Origin of the sequence: Prescottella equi, assembly GCF_002094305.1 — a bacterium.
GTDB classification, from domain to species: domain Bacteria; phylum Actinomycetota; class Actinomycetes; order Mycobacteriales; family Mycobacteriaceae; genus Prescottella; species Prescottella equi.
In genome coordinates this window covers 192,659-210,990 of the sequence record NZ_LWTX01000002.1, presented here as the reverse complement: position 1 = coordinate 210,990, position 18,332 = coordinate 192,659, and the positions used below count along the sequence as shown (strand labels likewise).

Sequence of the window (18,332 nt, the reverse complement as noted above, 5' to 3'; positions counted from 1 at the left end):
CGCACCCGGAACTCGCCACGGCGGGCTCCGGGTGCTTGCTTTTGGCCGCGAGAGTGAGCACCGTTTGAGGAATGGCAGGCGCACGCGAACTGTCCGGGACCGACCGGGTGGTGTTCGGCGTGGCCGCGACCGCCGTCGCCGCGATCGTCGTGTGGGGACTGGCGGCGCCCGACAACCTCGAATCGGTCACCGGCAACATGCTGGACTGGCTGGTCACCAACATGGGCTGGTTGTTCGTCATAGCCGCGTCGTCGTTCGTGGTCTTCACACTGTGGATCGCCGCGAGCAAGTACGGCCGGGTTCCGCTCGGGAAGGACGGCGAGAAGCCCGAGTTCACGACCGTCAGCTGGATCGCGATGATGTTCAGCGCCGGCATGGGCATCGGCCTGATGTTCTTCGGCGTGGCCGAACCACTCGCCCACTTCGTCACGCCACCGCCCGGCACCGACGGCGGAGTGGGTACCGCGATGGCCACCACGATGTTCCACTGGAGCCTGCATCCCTGGTCCATCTACGCGGTGATGGGCCTCTCGATCGCCTACGGGACGTACCGGCGCGGCCGCCCGCAACTGATCAGTGCGGCGTTCTTCCCGCTCCTCGGGCGGCGCAGCGGAGGCCCGATCGGGCGGATCATCGACGTCCTCGCGATCTTCGCGACCATGTTCGGCACGGCGGCCTCCCTCGGTCTCGGCGCGCTGCAGATCGGCTCCGGACTGGAGGTGATCGGCTGGATGGGCGAGGTCGGCACCTTCCTGCTGGTCGCCGTCGTCGCGGTACTCACCCTCGCATTCGTCGCATCGGCGGTGTCCGGTGTCGCGAAAGGCATCCAGTGGCTGTCGAACATCAACATGGTGCTCGCTCTCGCGCTCGCGGTCTTCGTGTTCGTGCTCGGGCCGACGGTGCTGATCCTCAACCTGATTCCCAGCACGATCGGCAACTACGCAGCCGACCTCGCGTCGATGTCCGCGCGGACCGCGGCGTCGAGCAATCCCGAGACCGCCGAGTGGCTGTCGTCGTGGACGATCTTCTACTGGGCGTGGTGGATCTCGTGGACGCCGTTCGTCGGAATGTTCCTCGCCCGGATCAGCCGCGGGCGCACCATCCGCGAGTTCGTGGTCGGTGTGATCCTCATCCCGAGCCTGGTGAGCCTGCTGTGGTTCGCGGTGTTCGGTGGCGCGGGGATCAACGAGCAACGTGAGGGCATCGACCTGGCCGGACGGGACACCACCGAGAGTCAACTGTTCGGGATGCTCGAGCACCTGCCGCTGTTCGGTATCTCCACCGTGCTGGTGATGGTGCTCGTCGCCATCTTCTTCGTCTCCGGCGCCGACGCCGCCTCGATGGTCATGGGCACGCTCTCGCAGCGCGGGGCTCTCGCGCCGGCGCGCTGGGTCGTCGTCTTCTGGGGCCTGCTCACCGGTGGTGTCGCGGCGCTGATCCTGTGGACCGGTGGCGCCGACGCGCTCAACGGTCTGCAGACCATGACGATCATCGCGGCCGCGCCGTTCGTGATCGTCATGATCGGCCTGTGCATCTCGCTGTATCGGGACCTGTCCCGCGATCCGATGATCCTCGCCGGCCGCCAGGAGCGACGACTGTCGCCGCGAGCAGTGCGGCGTTGGAGTTGACGCCGGGGCCCGTCAGCCGCGGTCGGTGACCATCGACAGGATCCGCGGCAGCGGCGTCCAGTCCGTGGAGACGACGGATGCCGAGCGGCCCGCGAGGTCGAGCACCCGAGTGCGGGCGTCGGCCTCCGACGGTGCGACCGCGTCGAGTGCCGGGAGCACCTTGTGCGCGTCGGTGAGGACGACCAGATAGCCGTTGTCGCGGTACCACCCGGTGTCGATGTCGCGGCCGACGAAGTCCGCCGCGTCCACGTCGAACACCACGAACCACGGCCGCAGCACTGCGTCGTACCGGAACCGCGGGTCCCCGGCCTGCGCCCGGTGCACCGCGGGGAAGGCGGTCGCCAGGTCCAGGGCGCCGACACGGGAGAGATCCGACAGGTGCGTCGCATATGCGCGGTCGATCCACCAGGTGTCGAGAGGATTGTTCTCCTGCACGGTGCCGGGAATCAGTTCCACGAGAAACCTGCCGCGCAGGTCGTCGACATCGGGCCACCCCACGGAACGGACGGCGTCGTCGAGCGTCGCGGCGGACGGCCCGGCGTGCGCGAGGAGATCGGCCGGACCGAACACCGCGTCGCCCAGCCGGCTGCGGACCAGCGCGTCGAACTCGCGCGGGCCGCGACCGAACGGCGGCGTGAAACCGTCCTTCATCTCCACCTTCACCACGACCGGCCGGTGGTCGGGGTCGGCGTCGTGCCACGCGCGCAGGTCGTCGAGGCACCCGCTCAGGAATTGGTCACGCGGGCCCGTCCGCAACCGGTCGGCCGAGGTCGCGCCCGCGCAGTTGTTGTCGTTCGCGACCGGGTTCGAATGCGACACCCGCCAATCCGGACCGGCCGCATTGGTCCACACGTCGAGCTCGATCAGCCCCGCGCCGGCGTCGAGAGCATCCGCCAGGAACGGGTAGCGGTGCTTCTCGAACGTGTTGTGCACCCCGACCGACGTCACGTCGGACAAGCGTGGTGCGGCCGGACCGGAATCCGCTCGCGCGGTTGCCGGTACGAGCGCGGTCAGGGCGGCGAGCACGATCGTCACGATCACGGACGGTCTGGACATTCGGAGCACACTACCCACGGAGAGGGCGACCGCGGGCACGTTTCGCGGAGGAGGAGCGGTCACCCGTCGTGGGGGATCAGCGCCAGCTCGGCAACCACAGTTGCTGCTGCCACATCTCCGGCGTGATCGGCACGGCCGTCAGGATCGGCCACAGCCACACGAAGTTCGCGATCACCAGCCCCACGTAGAGACACACCGCGAGCAGGCCCGTGCCGCGCCGTTCGGCCGACGCCTTGGCGGCGCCGAGGAGCTCACCGAGGACGAGCGCGATCGCCATCACGAAGAACGGGGCCAGGGCGACCGCGTAGAAGTAGTACATCTGACGGTCCAGCGTCACGAACCACGGCAGCAGTGCGGCCGCATAGCCGGTCAGAACCGTCGCGTAGCGCCAGTCGCGGCTGACGAAGGTGCGCCACAGCGCCCACCCGAGGACCGGAAGAGCCAGCCACCACATCGCGGGTGTGCCGACCAGCATCACCGCCTTGACACAACTGGGCCCGCCGCAGCCGGACACGTGCTCGCCCTCGGCGAAGTAGTAGAGCATCGGGCGCAGACCCATCGGCCACGTCCACGGCTTCGACTCCCACGGATGGTGGTTGCCGGCCGAGTTGGTCAGGCCCGAATGGAACTCGAGCACCTTGGCGCTGTAGTACCACAGCGACCGCAGGGCCTCCGGTACGAACGAGAACGGCCCGCCCGTGCCGATCTGATTTCCGGCGGCGTGCCGGTCGACGCCGGTCTCGCTCGCGAACCACGCGCCGTACGTACCGAGGTACACGATCAGCGGCACCACGACGAGCGCGTACAGCGACGGGACGATGTCACGGATCGCGGTGCCGACCCACGGCCGCCGCACCCCGTACGCGCGGCGCGCGGCGATGTCGTACCCGACGCACAGCAGGCCGAAGAACGCGATGAAGTACATGCCGGACCACTTGGTGCCGCACGCGAGACCGAGCATGAGCCCGGCCCCGAATCGCCACCACCGCACGCCCAGCCGGGGGCCGAACTCGGTGACGCCGATACGTCCCTCCGCCCGGACCCGGGCCATCCGCTCGCGGACTTGGTCCCGGTCGACGACCAGGCAACCGAGCGCCGCGACGGTGAACAGGGCGAGGAAGATGTCCAGCATTCCGAGCCGGGACGAGACGAAGGTGACGCCGTCGACGATCAGCAGGACGCCGGCGATCGTGCCGATCAGCGTCGACCGGGTCATCCGCCGGACGATCCGCATCACCAACAGCACGAGGATCGTCCCGGCGAGTGCCGACGCGAACCGCCAGCCCCACGCGTTGTAGCCGAAGAGGGCCTCGCCCATCGCGATCAGCTGCTTGCCGACCGGCGGATGCACCACCAGCCCGTATCCCGGATTGTCCTCGAGCCCGCCACCGGTGAGGACCTGCCATCCCTGCGGCACGTAGTGCTTCTCGTCGAAGACCGGGGTGCCCGCGTCGGTGGGGTAGTTCAGCATCACGAACCGCGTGATGGCGGCGAGCGCGGTGACCACGAGGGTCGCGATCCAGCCGCGTCGGCGGTCGGTGGGGCCGAAGTCCGGTGGCGGGGCCATCGGAGCGGGGCTGACGGTCCGGGGTCCGCCGGACGAGGGCGCGGGGTGCTCGTCCGTCAGCTGGGTCACGTGTCGATCGTAGGCTGTCACCCATGACTGGTCGCCTCGTCCTCGCCGCAACTCCCATGGGGGACATCGGTGACGCCTCCGAACGCCTGCGCACAGCCCTCGGATCCGCCGACGTCGTGGCCGCCGAGGACACCCGGCGCACGAAGGCACTGGCCGCGGCCCTGGGGGTCACGATCACCGGACGTGTCGTCAGCTTCTACGACCAGGTGGAGGTGGCTCGGCTGCCGGTGCTCGTGGCGGACGTCGAGGAGGGCCGCACCGTACTGCTCGTGACCGACGCCGGGATGCCGTCCGTGAGCGACCCCGGCTACCGGTTGGTAGCGGCGTGCGTCGAGAAGGACCTACCGGTGACGTGCCTGCCCGGCCCGTCGGCGGTCACCACGGCGCTCGCTCTGTCCGGGCTGCCGGTGGAGCGGTTCTGCTTCGACGGATTCCCGCCCCGCAAGCAGGGTCAGCGCCGGACGTGGTTCGAAACTCTGAAGACCGAGCCGCGGGCGTGTGTCTTCTTCGAAGCGCCGCACCGGCTGGCCGCGTGTCTTGCGGACGCGGTGGATGTGCTCGGAGGCACCCGTAGGGCGGCGGTGTGCCGGGAATTGACGAAGACGTACGAGGAAGTGCGCCGCGGGACACTGGCCGAGCTCGCCGAGTGGGCCGTGGACGGCGCACGCGGTGAGATCACCGTCGTTCTCGAGGGTGCGCAGATGGTCGCAGCGGATCCGGAGGATCTCGTCGCCGAGGTCGAACGGCTCGTGGCGGACGGAGCGCGATTGAAGGACGCGTGCGCGCAGGTGGCCACCGAGGGCGTGTCGAAGCGCGAGCTGTACGAGACCGTACTGGCATCGCGAAGGGACTGACGCGTTCGGAGCGCTGGGAACGCGGTTCCCGCCGACCCCCGTCGAGCGACTACTCCGGGGCGGGTGCTCCGGTCGAAACCGGAGCACCCCCCACCGGGGCAGCGACCGCATCGGCGGGGGCCGCACCCAACAGCAACATCAGGCCCACGGTCGCGGCGATGACCAGACCTGCCCCGACAGCCGGCGGTGTCTTCGCCGTCAGTCTGGTCGCCATCGCGATCATCCGAGTTCCTCCTCCGTTGGACGCTGCACCCGGCAGGGGATACCCCTCGTGGATTTCTCCAACCCCCACCGGTTGCAGCACCGCTGGCGCAGGGCCTTTGTGCGTCGACGTCGACTTTGCCCCATTCGGCGGAACGGACGAACTGGATGGTTCGCAAGACGAGCTATCATCCCTGTTCGCGGGCGGTGAGGAATTATTCCGCAGCGGAATCCGCGGGGGCTGCCGAGCGCGGAAACGGGCCCGAACCGGGGGGAACGCCCGGCCGGCGACAGGGAAGGAACGACCAGCGCGATGACAGCGGACAGCGAGGCCCCGCAGGACGCGGAACGGTCCGGCGCGGAGGCGCGGTTGATGTTCGCCGACCAGCTGCGGCTGCTGTTCGCGACCGCCGGCGGTCCCCCGCTGAAGAAGGTCGCCGCCGAGGCCGCGACACTCGGTCGCTCGGTCGGCGGGGAGAAGCCCGCCTCGGTCCAGCGCATCAGCGACTGGCGGTCGGGCAAGCGGATGCCGGCCACGTTCGAGTCGGTCCGCCCGGTGCTGGCGGTCCTCATCCGGATGGCCCGCGCGCTCCACGAGGGTCCGCCACCCACCGATGGACTCTTCTCGATGCGCCAGTGGGAGGCGTGGTGGCGCAAGGCCAGCTCCGTCCCCACGACGAAGGCGGCGGCCGCGGCAGCCGGGGAGCCGGCGCCGGCGACGTTGCCGGCCGGGGTGCGGCCCTATCGCGGCCTGGCGCCGTACCGGGAGAAGGACGAGCGGCTGTTCTTCGGGCGCACCCAGAGCGTCGACGGACTCGTCGCCGCGGTCGAGGCGGCTCAGGGCAAGGGCATCGTGATCGTCACCGGCGCCTCGGGCGTAGGCAAGTCGTCGCTGGTCCAGGCCGGGTTGATTCCGCAGCTGAAGGCCCTCGACCAGGACGGCGATCGCAGCGCTTACGCGGCGGTGGTCTTCGCGCCGGGTGCGCACCCCCTGACGTCGCTGCGGTCCGCAGTGCCCGAGCTGACGGAGGACGTCCCGAGCGCCGACCAGCTCCACGACGCCTTGGGCCGCGCGGCGGAACGGCTCGGCGCCCACCACCTGCTGATCGTGGTCGACCAGATCGAGGAACTGTTCTCGCAGTGCTCCGACGCCGACGAGCGGGCGGCCTTCCTGACGGTGCTCGACCTGGCCGCGACGGCACCCGTCGGCGGCGGGGCGACCGATACGACGTCGGTCGTCGCGACGATGCGATCGGACTTCTATCCGCAGGCGCTCACCCATCCGGTGCTCGCGCGGGCGCTCGAACAGCGCAGCAAGACGGTCTCGCCCCTCCTGCGGGAGGACGTCGTCGAGGTGATCACGAAACCGGCCCGCATGATCGGGCTCAAGCTCGAGCCGGGCCTGGTCGACCTCATCCTCAACGATCTCGGCGTACTCACCGCGGCGTCGCCCAACCCCTCCGAGAGCAGCGACACCGTGCTGCCGCTGGTCTCGCACCTGCTCGACACGATGTGGGAGCGGCGCCGCGGAGGACAGCTCACCATCGCGAACTACCGCGCCACCGGCGGGGTGCGGGGGTCCATCGCGGCCGCCGCCGAGCGTGCGTGGGAGCAACTCGACGAACGCGGCCGGGTGCTCGCGCGGGCGATGTTCGTGCATCTGGTCTACGTCACCAGCACCGGCACCGACGTGAAGATCCGTCGCACGATCCCTCAGCTGCTGGCACTCGAGGGCGACGACACCGGAGCGGGACGCCGCGTGGTGGACCACTTCGTCAACGCCCGGGTGCTCGTGGCCGACGGCGACGCGGTCGAGCTGATCCACGACGCGGTGATCTACACGTGGCCGCGGCTCCGGACCTGGATCCAGGAGGACCGCTCCTACTCCGCGCTGCGCCAACAGATCGAGACGGACGCCGTGCACTGGGAGGACTCGGACCGCAACAGCAGCCTGCTCTACCACCGCGGTCGGCTCGACCTGCTGACCGAGCACGCGCAGACCCGAGCCGATCACGGAACTCCGACGGGGGAGAGCGCTGTCGAGGCGGTGGCGGCGTCGCTGACCCCCCGCGGCCGCGGATTTCCTGGAGGCGTCGGTGGGGCAGGTGCGGCGGCAGACGTGGCGCAAACGCACCGTCATGACCGCGCTGGCGCTGTCGACCGTCGTCGCGGTCGCGATGGGCGCGATGGCGCTGGCCGCGAAGTCGCGCGCCGAGGACGAGCGGAGCGCCGCGCAGTTCCAGCAGGTGGTCGCCCTCGCCGACGCACTGCGGGAGAGCGACCCCACCACGTCGGCGCAGTTGTCGTTGGCCGCGTGGCGGATGCGACCCGGCAGCGACGACGCGTTCTCCCGCCTGGTCGCCACCGAGACCACGCCCATCTCGCGCAGCCTGACCGGCCACACCGGTCCGGTGTACGGCGTCGCGTTCTCCGCCGACGGACGGACCCTCGCGACCGCGAGCGACGACCGTTCCGTGCGGCTGTGGGATCTCGCCGACGGTTCCGTTCCGGTACAGATCGGGCAGGAGCTGACCGGACCGGACCAGTACATGGCGTCGGTCTCGTTCAGCCCCGACGGGCATCTCCTCGCGGCCGGCGGCGGCGACGGCACGATGTGGATCTGGGACATCGGTGACCGGTCCGCGCCGCGAGCACTGATGTCGGGGCAGCGGAACGCGCCCGGTGCGGTGCACAACGTCCGGTTCAGCCCGGACGGCCGGTTGCTGGCGGTGCCGCACGACGACGGCACGGTCACGCTGTTCGACACCACGAAGCCGGATTCGGGAGAGTTCCCCGCATTCACGCTGCGGGCACACTCCGGTGCGGTGCGCACGGTGTCGTTCCGCGGCGGCACCGTGATGGCGACGTCGAGTGACGACCGCACCGTGCGGGTGTGGGACGTCGCCGACCCCGCCCGCCCCGTCCAGGTGGGGCGGGATCTGACGGGCTTCGACGACGTCGCGCACTCGGTGTCGTTCAGCCCCGACGGCACGACGCTCGCGGCGAGTAGCGACGACGGCATGATCCGCGTCTTCGACGCCACGAATCTCGCGGACATCCGTCAGGTCGGCGCCCCGGTGCAGGCCCATACGGGCGGCATCTGGACCGTCGCGTTCGCCGCCGACGGGTCGACGTTGGCGAGTGCGTCGTGGGACGGCACCGCGAAGCTGTGGTCGGTCGATCCGGGGACCCGCGCGGTGCACGAACTGCGGCCCGCGCTCAGCGGCAACGGCGGCGGTGTCCCCGCGCTCGCGCTCTCGCCCGACGGCACGACGATCGTCACGGGTGGCCAGGATTCGATCGTGCGGATGTGGACACTGCCGGCGGGAACGGTGCCGGTGTCGGACGCGTCGATGACCTTGCCGTCGATCAACAGCGACGGCTCCCGGGTGGTGACCGCCGGATACGACTCGCAGGTGCGGTTGTGGAAGGTGTCGGCTGCCGGGGAGATGGACCGCGCCGGCACGATCGAGTTGCCGCGACCGCTCGGCGGCGGCAACGTGGTCGAGCTGTCGCCGGACGGCAAGGTGCTGGCGACGACCCAGACGTCGGGCGGCCACGTCCAGTTGTGGGACGTCGCCGATCCGGAGCACCCGGCTGCGCTGGGGGCACCGATCACGACGGCGACGCGGTTCACGTGGGAGATGGCGTTCAGCCCGGACGGCCGGACACTGGCGATCGGCGACGACGACTTCAGCGTCGCGCTGTGGGACGTGCAGGATCCGCGCAACCCGGTGCGGCTGGGGGAGCGTCTCACCGGTCCAGGGAACCTGGTGCGGAGCGTCGCGTTCGGGCCCGACGGCGACGTCCTGGTCGCGTCGAGCGCCGACGGCGACATCTACGCATGGGACGTGTCCACGCCGGAGAAGCCCGCATCGCTTCCGGTCCGTGCCGGCGGGCACGACGGTGGCGTCAATGCCGTCTCGTTCGGTCCGGACGGCGACACCCTCGTGACCGCCAGCGACGATCACACGCTGGTGCTGTGGGATCGGGACGACGACGGGGGTTTCACGCCCCGCCCGGTGCCGCTGCGTGGACACACCGGCACGGTGTACAGCGTCGCGTTCGGCGGCGACGGCACCCACGTGGTCAGCGGCAGCGACGACGGTTCGGTGCGGCTGTGGAACGTCGACGGCGCCGGTGAGGCGGAGGAGGTGGGCGGGCCGCTCACCACCATCGGCACCGGACGTTGGCAGGTCGCGTTCCTGCCGCGGACCGACACGGTGATCGCGGGCGGCGGCGACGGTGTGCTGCGGACGTGGCGCCTCGACGAGGATCCGATCACCGCACGGATCTGTTCGTCTACCTCGGAGCTGACACAGGATCGCCCGGCGCATTTCGAGATGCCGGAATCGGGTCGGGGAGCGTGCGGGACTGGGTGAGCGTGACGATGCTCGACGCCTTGTCCAGGCACTCCTGCCATTCGGCGTCGGGGTCGGAGTCGATGGTGATTCCGCCGCCGACGCCGAGCCCGACCCGGCCGGCCGCGTCGAACTCCACGGTCCGGATCGCGACGTTGAGTTCGAGTCCTGCCAGCGGGCTGTGCATTCCGACGGCCCCACAGTAGACGCCGCGGGGGTCAGGTTCCCACGCGCGGAGCAGAGTCCGGGCCGAGTGTTTGGGGCACCCGGTCACCGAGGCGGGCGGGAACGCGGCGTCGAGCAGATCGGCGGCACTCACCCGGTCCGACACGGCCGCGGTCACCGTCGAGACCAGGTGCCACACGCCGGGTGCGGGCTTCACGCGCAACAGGTCGGTCACCCTGACCGACCCGGCGTCGGCAACGCGGCCCAGGTCGTTGCGGACGAGGTCGACGATCATCACGTTCTCGGCGACGTCCTTCACCGAATTACGCAGCCGCGCAGGGTCTTCGCTCAGTGGAAGCGTGCCCTTGATGGGGCTGGAGGTGACGGTTCCGCCGCGGCGGGACAGGAACAGTTCGGGGGACAGGGAAGCTACCGCGCCCCAATCGCCCTGCACGAAAGCTGCTCGGCCGGGCCGGGTTCGGTCGACTGCGTCGGCGAAGAAGTCGACGGGGCGGCCCGAACTGGTGCCGTGGAAGCGCGCGCACACGCACGCCTGGTAGACGTCGCCGCGGGCGATGGCGTCGAGACAGTCCTCGACTCCGCGGCGGTGGGCGTGACGGTCCGGGGTGGTCCAGTCGATGTGCCAGGGGCCGGGGACGGCGTCGGGTCGGCGCACCGCGTCGACGAGGTCCTCGGGGCACGGCTCGTCGAGGAGGCTCTCGAACCACCAGAAACCCGAGTTGTCCAGCCGCAGAACATGATCGGTCCATCCGCCCGCGGCCTCGGGCAGGATGCCGGATCGATCGGGGTAGGCGCGGTAGCCGATCCATCCGCCGCCGACGATCGGGTCGCCGGGGGTGGGGACCGGTCCCGTGCCGCGCGGCGGCAGTGTGAACGCCGATCGTGCGTCGTGCGGAGCGGCCCGAACGCTGGGTGCGATGACGGCGGCGGCGTCGAACCAGTTCCCGATCAGGCCGGCCGGTGGTGCCAGCTCCCGCGAGCGAGCCCGCCGAGCCAGTGCGCGGAACACGTCGGCGGCGCTGCCACCATCTCCGAGTCGCTCCGATCGCATCCGTCCAGCCTTCCATGTGGCTCGCTCTCCGCCGACATCGGACCGCGCCGACCCCGGCCGGTGGGGCAGCCGATCCGGGGTCCACGCATTGTCACGGCCGCAGCGCTCGGCTGCTCGGATCCAGCGAGGCGTCGTCGGCGGCCGACTGTCCCGCGTACCAGCCGCCGGCATCCACCGATCGGCTCCGCGCTGCCCTCGTCGTGGGGAACAGTCGATCGAACTCGGCGTCGACTGCCGCGGACCGTGCCGCCAGTGCGGGCAGCAGGTCCTCGACGGGGACGTGCGACTCGGCGGCGACGTCTGCCGTGGCGCGGTGCCCGGCTTCCTTCAGGCGCTGCCCGATCCGGACCGCGAACCCGAACAGGAACGCCTTCCGGAACGACGTGGTGCGCGCCCCGCGTTTCGCACGCGGGGACGACTCCTGCATCGCCCGGGTGGCCTGGACGAGCAGTGAGGTAAACAGCAGATCCACCTGGTCGAGGTCGACCGGACTGCCGACGACCGTCGCGATGCCGAACCTGTCGAACCACACCGTGCGCACCCGGTTGGCTTCACCGATGGCGGTGAGCAGGTGCACCTTCTCCTTGACGTACGGATTGTCGAGGTGGATGCGTCGGCTGCGTACGGTGGGGGAGCCTGAAACGGTCGCGTGCAGCAGTGCCGCGCTGATCGCGTACCGCGTCATCAGTTCCTGCGCCTTGGCCGTGAAAGTCTCCGCCTCCTCCACGAACTCGGTGGCCTCCGCCTTGGCCAGCAGTCCTCGGATCTTGTTGAGGACCTTGGGATCGGCGGTTTCGTCGTGGGCCTCCGGCGCGGACTCGACGCGGATCCGCGGCCATCTCGACGGCGGCACACACAGTTCGGTGACGCGGGGCAGCTCGAGCCAGAGCAGGGCCGTCGCCGTCGACTCGTTCTCGCCGAGATGCCACCCGGACGCGTCCAGCGCCGCACCGAACGCGCTGCTGTCGCAGTCGGCCGGGAGACCCGCCGCGAACTCGGCGGCGGCGGATTCCCGCTCCGCGATCTGGTCGAGTTGCGTGACCCAGACGGCCGGCGCTCGATCGGCTGCGCCCGTCGTCCGGTAGTGGTACAGCACCGTGGCGGCGGTGACCGCCGTCGAGTCCGCCCCGAGAGCGCGCCGGGTCACGTGCATGACGTCGGCCGGCTGCCATCCGCGCTCGTAGGCGTCGGTCAGGGCGATCAGTAGGCCGGTGATGGAACGCTCCCGTGGTGGTGGGCACTCGAATTGCCCGAAGTCGTCGAACATGCCGGCGTCGAAGTCCTCGAACTCGTCGTAGTCCTCGGACGTCGAGCCGGTCGGGTTTTCTCGAATGTATGTTCTATTGCTCCCCATGGGCGACAGTGTGCATCAGGGGGCTGACAACTTTCGGGAGCGTCGCTACGCCTCGGTCTCCTCGACGTACCGCGGGAACACGCCCACCGGCTTCGGCAGCGGCGTACCTGCGACGATCCGGTTCGCGAGGTCGACGAAGGCGCGGGCGTCGGGAGCCTGCCCGAGCAGGTCGAGGATCTTCTCGGCCGAGCCCGGCATCACCGGCTGGACCAGGATGCCGACGATGCGGACCACCTCGAGCGTGACGTACAGGACCGTGGCCATGCGGGCCGGGTCCGTCTTGCGCAGCACCCACGGTTCCTGCTGCGAGAAGTACCGGTTCGTCTCGCCCAGCACGTGCCAGATCGCCTCGAGCCCGAGATGCAGGGCCTGCACGTCGAACTCGGCCCGCACCTTCTCGAGCAGCGCGTCGGCCTGTGCGAGCAACGCGCGGTCGGCGTCGGTGAGCTCGCCCGGCGTCGGGACATGCGCGTCGCAGTTCTTCGCGACCATCGACAGCGACCGCTGGGCCAGGTTGCCCAGCTCGTTCGCCAGGTCGGTGTTCATCCGGGTGACGATCGCCTCGTGGCTGTAGCTGCCGTCCTGCCCGTACGAGATCTCGCGCAGCAGGAAGAAGCGGACCGCGTCCAGGCCGTACTGCTCCACCATCGCGAGCGGGTCGACGACGTTGCCGACCGACTTCGACATCTTCTCGCCCTTGTTGAACAGGAAGCCGTGCACGAAGACGCGCTTCGGCAGCTCGATCCCCGCCGACATCAGGAAGGCCGGCCAGTACACGGTGTGGAACCGCGTGATGTCCTTGCCGATGATGTGCAGGTTCGCGGGCCAGTACCGCTCGAACTCCGCGGAATCGGTGTTCGGGAACCCGGCGCCGGTGAGGTAGTTGGTGAGCGCGTCCACCCACACGTACATGACGTGTGCCGGATCGCCGGGCACGGGGACACCCCAGTCGAACGTGGTGCGCGAGATCGACAGGTCCTTGAGCCCGCTCTTGACGAAGCTGAGGATCTCGTTGCGCCGAGTGGCCGGCGCGATGAAGTCCGGGTTCTCCTCGTAGTGCGCGAGGAGACGGTCCTGGTACTTCGACAGCCGGAAGGTGTAGTTCGACTCCTCGGTCCACTCCACCGGCGTGCCGGTCTCGGTGGCGATGCGGGTGCCGTCCTCGAGGACCGTCGTCTCCTCCTCGGCGTGGAACGCCTCGTCGCGAACGGAGTACCAGCCGGAGTAGGTGTCGAGGTAGATGTCGCCGGCCGCGACCATCCGCTCCCAGATCGCCTTGCTGGCCTCGAGGTGGTCGGCGTCCGTGGTCCGGATGAACCGGTCGTACGAGATGTTCAGGGCCTTGTCCATGGCCTGGAACACATCGGAGTTGCGGGTTGCCAGGTCGCGGACGTCGACGCCTTCCTTGGCCGCCGTCTGCTGCATCTTCAGGCCGTGCTCGTCGGTGCCGGTCAGGAAGAACACGTCGAATCCGTCGAGGCGCTTGAAGCGCGCGATCGCGTCCGACGAGATGTACTCGTAGGCGTGCCCGATGTGCGGAACGCCGTTGGGGTAGGCGATCGCCGTCGTCAGATAGAACGGCGGACGGTCCGTCGGGGCAGGCATCTGGTTGGGCGAGGAAGGCACAGTCATGGTGCGCCTACTCTATCGACGTGAGCAAAGATCGTCCCGCCCCGGACCTGCCCGAGCCGCTTTTTCCACTCGTCGACGCCCACACGCACCTCGACGCGTGCGGTGCCACGGACGCGGAGAGCACGCGCGCGATCGTCGACCGTGCCGCGTCGGTGGGCGTCGAGCGGATCGTCACGGTGGCCGACGACCTGGCGGCCGCGCGGTTCGCGGTGAACGCCGCCAACTGGGACGAGCGGGTCTTCGCGGCGGTCGCCATCCACCCGACCCGGGCGAACACTCTCGACGACGCCACGAAGGCGGAGATCGAACGGCTGGCGTCGGACCCGCGTGTGGTCGCGGTCGGCGAGACCGGCCTCGACCTGTACTGGCCCGGCAAGCTCGACGGCTGCGCGACGGTGGAGGAGCAGGAGGACGGGTTCCGCTGGCACATCGATCTCGCGAAGCGCCTCGGCAAGCCGCTCATGATTCACAACCGTGAGGCCGACACCGACCTGCTGCGCGTGCTCGACGCCGAGGGCGCGCCCGAGACGGTGATCTTCCACTGCTTCTCGTCCGACAGCGCGATGGCCCGCGCCTGTGTCGACGCCGGCTACGTGCTGAGCTTCTCCGGCACCGTGAGTTTCAAGAACGCGAAAGCCCTGCGTGAGGCGGCGCTGTCGGTCCCGTCCGACCAGTTGCTGGTCGAGACCGACGCCCCGTATCTCACTCCGCACCCGTACCGGGGCGCGCCGAACCAGTCGTACTGTCTGCCGTACACGCTGCGGGCCCTCGCCGAGGTACGCGGCGAGGACCCGATCGAGTTGGCGAAGGCGTCGACCGCGACGGCCGAGCGCGTCTACCGCCTGCCGAGTCGCAACTGAGCGCGTCCGGCGCCGACGGAGTGGGCGCTCAGGCCGACGGCGGGTTCTGCCGCGGCTTGATGCGTGCGTTCGGCAACGGCGGCGCCGGCAGTCGCTGCACGGTGCCCTCGTAGCCGTGCACCGCGCCGAAGCGGTCCGACTCGGCCTGCCATTCGGCGCGGAACTGCTCGATCTCCTCGTGGCTGCGGCCGACGAAGTTCCACCACATCACGATCTCCTCGCCGAACGGTTCGCCGCCGAGCAGCACGACGCGGGCGGGTTCGTCGGTGCGGTTGACCAACGTCAGATCCGACGCCCCGGTCCCGACGTAGCCGAGGTCGGCGCGAGCGAGCTCGAGTCCCTCCACGCCGATCGCCCCGGCGTCGACCAGGACGCCGTGCTCGAACGTCGGATCGACGTCGAGACGCACCTCGGCGCGCGGCTCGAGGACGAGTTCCGCGCCGAGTAGGGGAGTGAAGGTGTGCACGGGGGAAGTCGATCCGGCCAGCGAGCCCAGGAAGACCCGAGCGCGTCCGCCGTCCAGATCCACTTGCGGCGGCACGTAGTGCTCGAAGTTGCGGGGCGCGTCCCGGGCGGCGTCGGGCAGTGCCACCCACAGCTGGACGCCGTGCAGGATCGTCGTCTCCGCCGTCGACACCTCGGAGTGGCAGATGCCGCGGCCGCCGGTCATCAGGTTGACCTCGCCGGGCCGGACCGTCGCGTGCATGCCCAGGCTGTCGCGGTGCTCGATCTCGCCGGTGAACAGCCAGCTCACGGTCTGCAATCCGGTGTGCGGGTGTGGGGCGACGTCCATGCCCCCGGTCTGCGCGACGTCGTCGGGTCCGTAGTGGTCGGCGAAGCACCACGCGCCGATCAGCGAGCGCTGTCGCTGGGGCAGCGTTCGGCGCACCGGCATCGCCCGCGGCCCGCCCAGCGGGACCTCTCGTGAGGTGATGATCTCGGCGAGCGGGCGGCCCGCGGTGCCCGCGCGCGGTCCGTTCTCGCACTCGATCTCGATCGGTTCGGCTTCGACGTTGCTCATGTCCCTACCCTCCCACGGCCCCGTGCGGGTGTGACGCGCGCAACTGGCCGGAATCTTCCGTAATCGATTCGTGATCGACCAGCGCTTTCCTCGATATCTTTGTAGTCGTGTTTGTGCTGATCGAGACCGTGCGGTTGCCACATCACAGCCCCACCGTTACCGTGCTGTAATCGAACCTGTCGTCTGCCCCAGGATTTCTCGTGTCGCCTTTCGCTCGGATCAACACCGCCAGGTCGCCGCTCCTGTACGTCGTGGTCGCCGCACTCTTCGCGACCCTTCTCGTCGGTGGCGGCCTGGTCGTCACCCAGCACAAGACGATCACACTCGACGTCGACGGCGACCAGATCTCGCTGAGCACACTGCGTTCCGAGGTCGGCTCCGTGCTGGACAACGCCGGTTATCCGATCGGTGAGCACGACGTCGTCGCGCCGAGCGTCGATGCGAAGCTCTCCGACGGCGACACCGTGGTCCTGCGCCGCGCTCGCGAGATCGTGCTCACGGTGGACGGCGAGCGCCGCACCGTCTGGTCGACGGCCCTCACGGTGGACGACGCGATGCGCCAGCTGAACTTTGCCGGCGACGCCTACGCGTCCGCATCGCGTGGCCAGCGGATCCCGCTCGACGGCATCGAGTTCGACGTCGTGAACGCGAAGGCGGTACGGATCTCCGACAACGGCGCCCCGCACGCCGACGTCCGCGTGGCGGCACCGACCGTCGGCGCGCTCCTCGACGTCACGAACGTCCCGCTCGAACAGGCCGACACGGTCGTGCCCGCGCCGGAGACGCCGCTGACCGACGGCCTCGAGATCGTCGTGACCCGCAACCGCACCGAGACGCGCACCGAGACCCAGCCGATCCAGGCGCCGGAGAACCGCGTCGACGATCCGGGACTCGAGCAGGGGAAGACCACCGTCGAGAACCCCGGCACACCGGGGGAGCGGACGGTGACGGTGACCGTCACGACCGTGAACGGCGCCGAGACGGACCGCCGGGAACTGTCGTCCGTGGTGGTCCGTGAGCCGGCGCCGGCGGTCGTGCGGGTCGGGACCAAGCCCAAGCCGTCGGCGCCCGCGGTCGCGTCCGGGTCGGTGTGGGACTCGTTGGCGCAGTGCGAGGCGACGGGCAACTGGGCGATCAGCAACGGCAACGGCTTCTACGGCGGACTCCAGTTCTCGCAGAGCACATGGGCCGCCTACGGGGGCACGCAGTACGCCCCCACCGCCGACCGGGCGTCGCGTGAGCAGCAGATCGCCGTCGCCGAGAAGGTTCAGGCCGCCCAGGGCTGGGGTGCGTGGCCGTCGTGTTCGAGCAAGTTGGGTCTCCGGTAAGGAATCGCGATGTCGCCACTGTCGAAGATCAACTCGAGCCGTTCGCCGCTGATGTACGGCGTCGTGGCCGCGACCCTCGTGACCCTCACGGTCGGTGGCGGTGTCGCGGTGGCACAACACAAGACGGTGACCGTCGACGTCGACGGTGAGCTGATCACGGTCGGCACGATGTCGTCGAAGGTCGACGGGGCACTCGCGGCGGCGGGCTACAGCGTGGGCGAACACGACGTCGTGGCCCCCGCGTCGGACTCGGACCTCGACGACGGTGACACGGTGGTCCTGCGTCGCGGTCGCGAGGTCGCGCTCACCGTGGACGGTCGGCAACGCACGGTGTGGACGACGGCGCTCACCGTCGACGAGGCGTTGAACCAGTTCCGACTCGCCGGTGACGTGCACGTCTCGGCGAACCGGTCGCAGCGCCTGCCGCTCGAGGGATCCGATCTGGACGTCCTGAGCCCCCGCACGGTGAAACTGATCGACGGCGCGTCCGCCCCGGTGGACGTCCGCCTCGCCGCGCCGACGGTGGGCGATTTCCTCGCCGCCCACGGCACCCCGCTCGAGCAGGCCGACACCGTCGAGCCGGCCGCGGAGACGCCGCTCGTGGACGGGATGGAGGTCGCGGTGACCCGCGGCCGGGTCGAGACCCGTGTACTCACGGAGCCGGTCGCGCCACCGGAGCAACGGATCGAGGATCCGTCGATGAACATGAGCCGCACCGTCGTGGAGAACCCGGGCACGGCCGGCGTCGCGGACGTCACCTACGACGTCACCACCGTCAACGGAGTCGAGACCGGACGCAAGCCGGTCGCATCCACCGTCACGGTGCCGGCCCAGCCCAAGGTGGTCCGGGTGGGCGCCAAGCCCGGCACCGAGGTGCCGCCGGTGCAAAACGGTGCGACGTGGGACGCGCTGGCCCAGTGCGAGGCCACGGGCAACTGGGCGATCAACACCGGAAACGGCTTCTACGGCGGCGTGCAGTTCGACCAGAACACGTGGGAGCGCCAGGGCGGCCTGAAGTACGCGCCGCGGGCGGACCTCGCCACCCGGGAGGAGCAGATCGCGATCGCTTCCCGCACGCAGCAGACACAGGGCTGGGGCGCGTGGCCGTCGTGTACCAGCAAGCTGGGCCTGCGCTGACCAGTTCCGCCGTGCGTTAGGTTCTTC

General features: G+C 69.9%; 13 protein-coding genes and 2 pseudogenes. 8 read left to right on the top strand and 7 right to left on the bottom strand.

What is annotated here, in order from left to right:
• Positions 1-71: 71 nt before the first annotated feature.
• Complete coding sequence (locus A6I89_RS06535) at positions 72-1,628, top strand: BCCT family transporter (protein ID WP_013415209.1); 1,557 nt, start codon at positions 72-74, stop codon at positions 1,626-1,628.
• Between the two features lie 12 nt (positions 1,629-1,640).
• Here the strand turns inward: A6I89_RS06535 and A6I89_RS06530 are convergent, their stop codons facing one another.
• Together A6I89_RS06530 and A6I89_RS06525 are read right to left on the bottom strand one after the other, a co-directional pair.
• Positions 1,641-2,684 carry a phosphatidylinositol-specific phospholipase C domain-containing protein gene (locus tag A6I89_RS06530; protein WP_044990623.1) on the bottom strand — a complete coding sequence of 348 codons (1,044 nt, stop codon included), beginning with the start codon at positions 2,682-2,684 and terminating at the stop codon, positions 1,641-1,643.
• Between the two features lie 76 nt (positions 2,685-2,760).
• Positions 2,761-4,251 (bottom strand): dolichyl-phosphate-mannose--protein mannosyltransferase, encoded by a 1,491-nt coding sequence (locus A6I89_RS06525; RefSeq protein WP_044990625.1) that lies wholly within the window; start codon positions 4,249-4,251, stop codon positions 2,761-2,763.
• Between the two features lie 92 nt (positions 4,252-4,343).
• Here A6I89_RS06525 and rsmI point away from each other — a divergent pair, with 92 nt between their 5' ends.
• Positions 4,344-5,174 carry a 16S rRNA (cytidine(1402)-2'-O)-methyltransferase gene (gene rsmI / locus A6I89_RS06520; RefSeq protein ID WP_022594589.1) on the top strand — a complete coding sequence of 277 codons (831 nt, stop codon included), beginning with the start codon at positions 4,344-4,346 and terminating at the stop codon, positions 5,172-5,174.
• Positions 5,175-5,223: 49 nt separating this feature from the next.
• Here rsmI and A6I89_RS24575 read toward each other — a convergent pair whose 3' ends face one another.
• Positions 5,224-5,388 (bottom strand): hypothetical protein, encoded by a 165-nt coding sequence (locus A6I89_RS24575; protein ID WP_157349027.1) that lies wholly within the window; start codon positions 5,386-5,388, stop codon positions 5,224-5,226.
• A gap of 300 nt (positions 5,389-5,688) precedes the next feature.
• Between A6I89_RS24575 and A6I89_RS25020 the strand changes: the two are divergent.
• The 3 genes and pseudogenes from A6I89_RS25020 to A6I89_RS24795 all read left to right on the top strand — a co-directional run.
• Positions 5,689-7,263: pseudogene (locus A6I89_RS25020) on the top strand (ATP-binding protein); the annotation flags it as partial.
• A 250-nt stretch (positions 7,264-7,513) separates the two neighbouring features.
• Positions 7,514-7,816 (top strand): annotated as a pseudogene (locus A6I89_RS25080) (hypothetical protein); the annotation flags it as partial.
• A gap of 108 nt (positions 7,817-7,924) precedes the next feature.
• Positions 7,925-9,757, top strand: coding sequence for a WD40 repeat domain-containing protein (locus A6I89_RS24795; protein WP_232244919.1), 1,833 nt, complete (start codon positions 7,925-7,927; stop codon positions 9,755-9,757).
• Here the strand turns inward: A6I89_RS24795 and A6I89_RS06510 are convergent.
• From A6I89_RS06510 to metG, 3 genes are all read right to left on the bottom strand, one after another.
• Positions 9,678-10,973 (bottom strand): aminodeoxychorismate synthase component I, encoded by a 1,296-nt coding sequence (locus A6I89_RS06510; RefSeq protein WP_022594602.1) that lies wholly within the window; start codon positions 10,971-10,973, stop codon positions 9,678-9,680. The two genes, A6I89_RS24795 and A6I89_RS06510, sit on opposite strands and share 80 nt — an antisense overlap.
• Before the next feature lie 91 nt (positions 10,974-11,064).
• Positions 11,065-12,327, bottom strand: a complete 1,263-nt coding sequence (locus tag A6I89_RS06505) for a DUF2786 domain-containing protein (protein WP_022594604.1) — start codon at positions 12,325-12,327, stop codon at positions 11,065-11,067.
• 45 nt (positions 12,328-12,372) lie between these two features.
• Positions 12,373-13,959 carry a methionine--tRNA ligase gene (metG, locus tag A6I89_RS06500; RefSeq protein WP_022594606.1) on the bottom strand — a complete coding sequence of 529 codons (1,587 nt, stop codon included), beginning with the start codon at positions 13,957-13,959 and terminating at the stop codon, positions 12,373-12,375.
• Between the two features lie 20 nt (positions 13,960-13,979).
• On the opposite strand from metG, the gene A6I89_RS06495 reads away from it, so the two are divergent.
• Complete coding sequence (locus A6I89_RS06495) at positions 13,980-14,819, top strand: TatD family hydrolase (RefSeq protein ID WP_022594608.1); 840 nt, start codon at positions 13,980-13,982, stop codon at positions 14,817-14,819.
• Positions 14,820-14,847: 28 nt separating this feature from the next.
• On the opposite strand, the gene A6I89_RS06490 is transcribed toward A6I89_RS06495, so the two are convergent.
• Complete coding sequence (locus A6I89_RS06490; RefSeq protein WP_022594610.1) at positions 14,848-15,840, bottom strand: pirin family protein; 993 nt, start codon at positions 15,838-15,840, stop codon at positions 14,848-14,850.
• Between the two features lie 200 nt (positions 15,841-16,040).
• On the opposite strand from A6I89_RS06490, the gene A6I89_RS06485 reads away from it, so the two are divergent.
• Entirely contained in the window at positions 16,041-17,168 is a 1,128-nt protein-coding gene (locus A6I89_RS06485) for a resuscitation-promoting factor (protein WP_013415219.1), read from the top strand.
• Between the two features lie 9 nt (positions 17,169-17,177).
• A complete protein-coding gene (locus A6I89_RS06480; protein WP_022594612.1) occupies positions 17,178-18,305 on the top strand; it encodes a resuscitation-promoting factor in 1,128 nt (375 codons plus the stop codon).
• Positions 18,306-18,332: the final 27 nt, after the last annotated feature.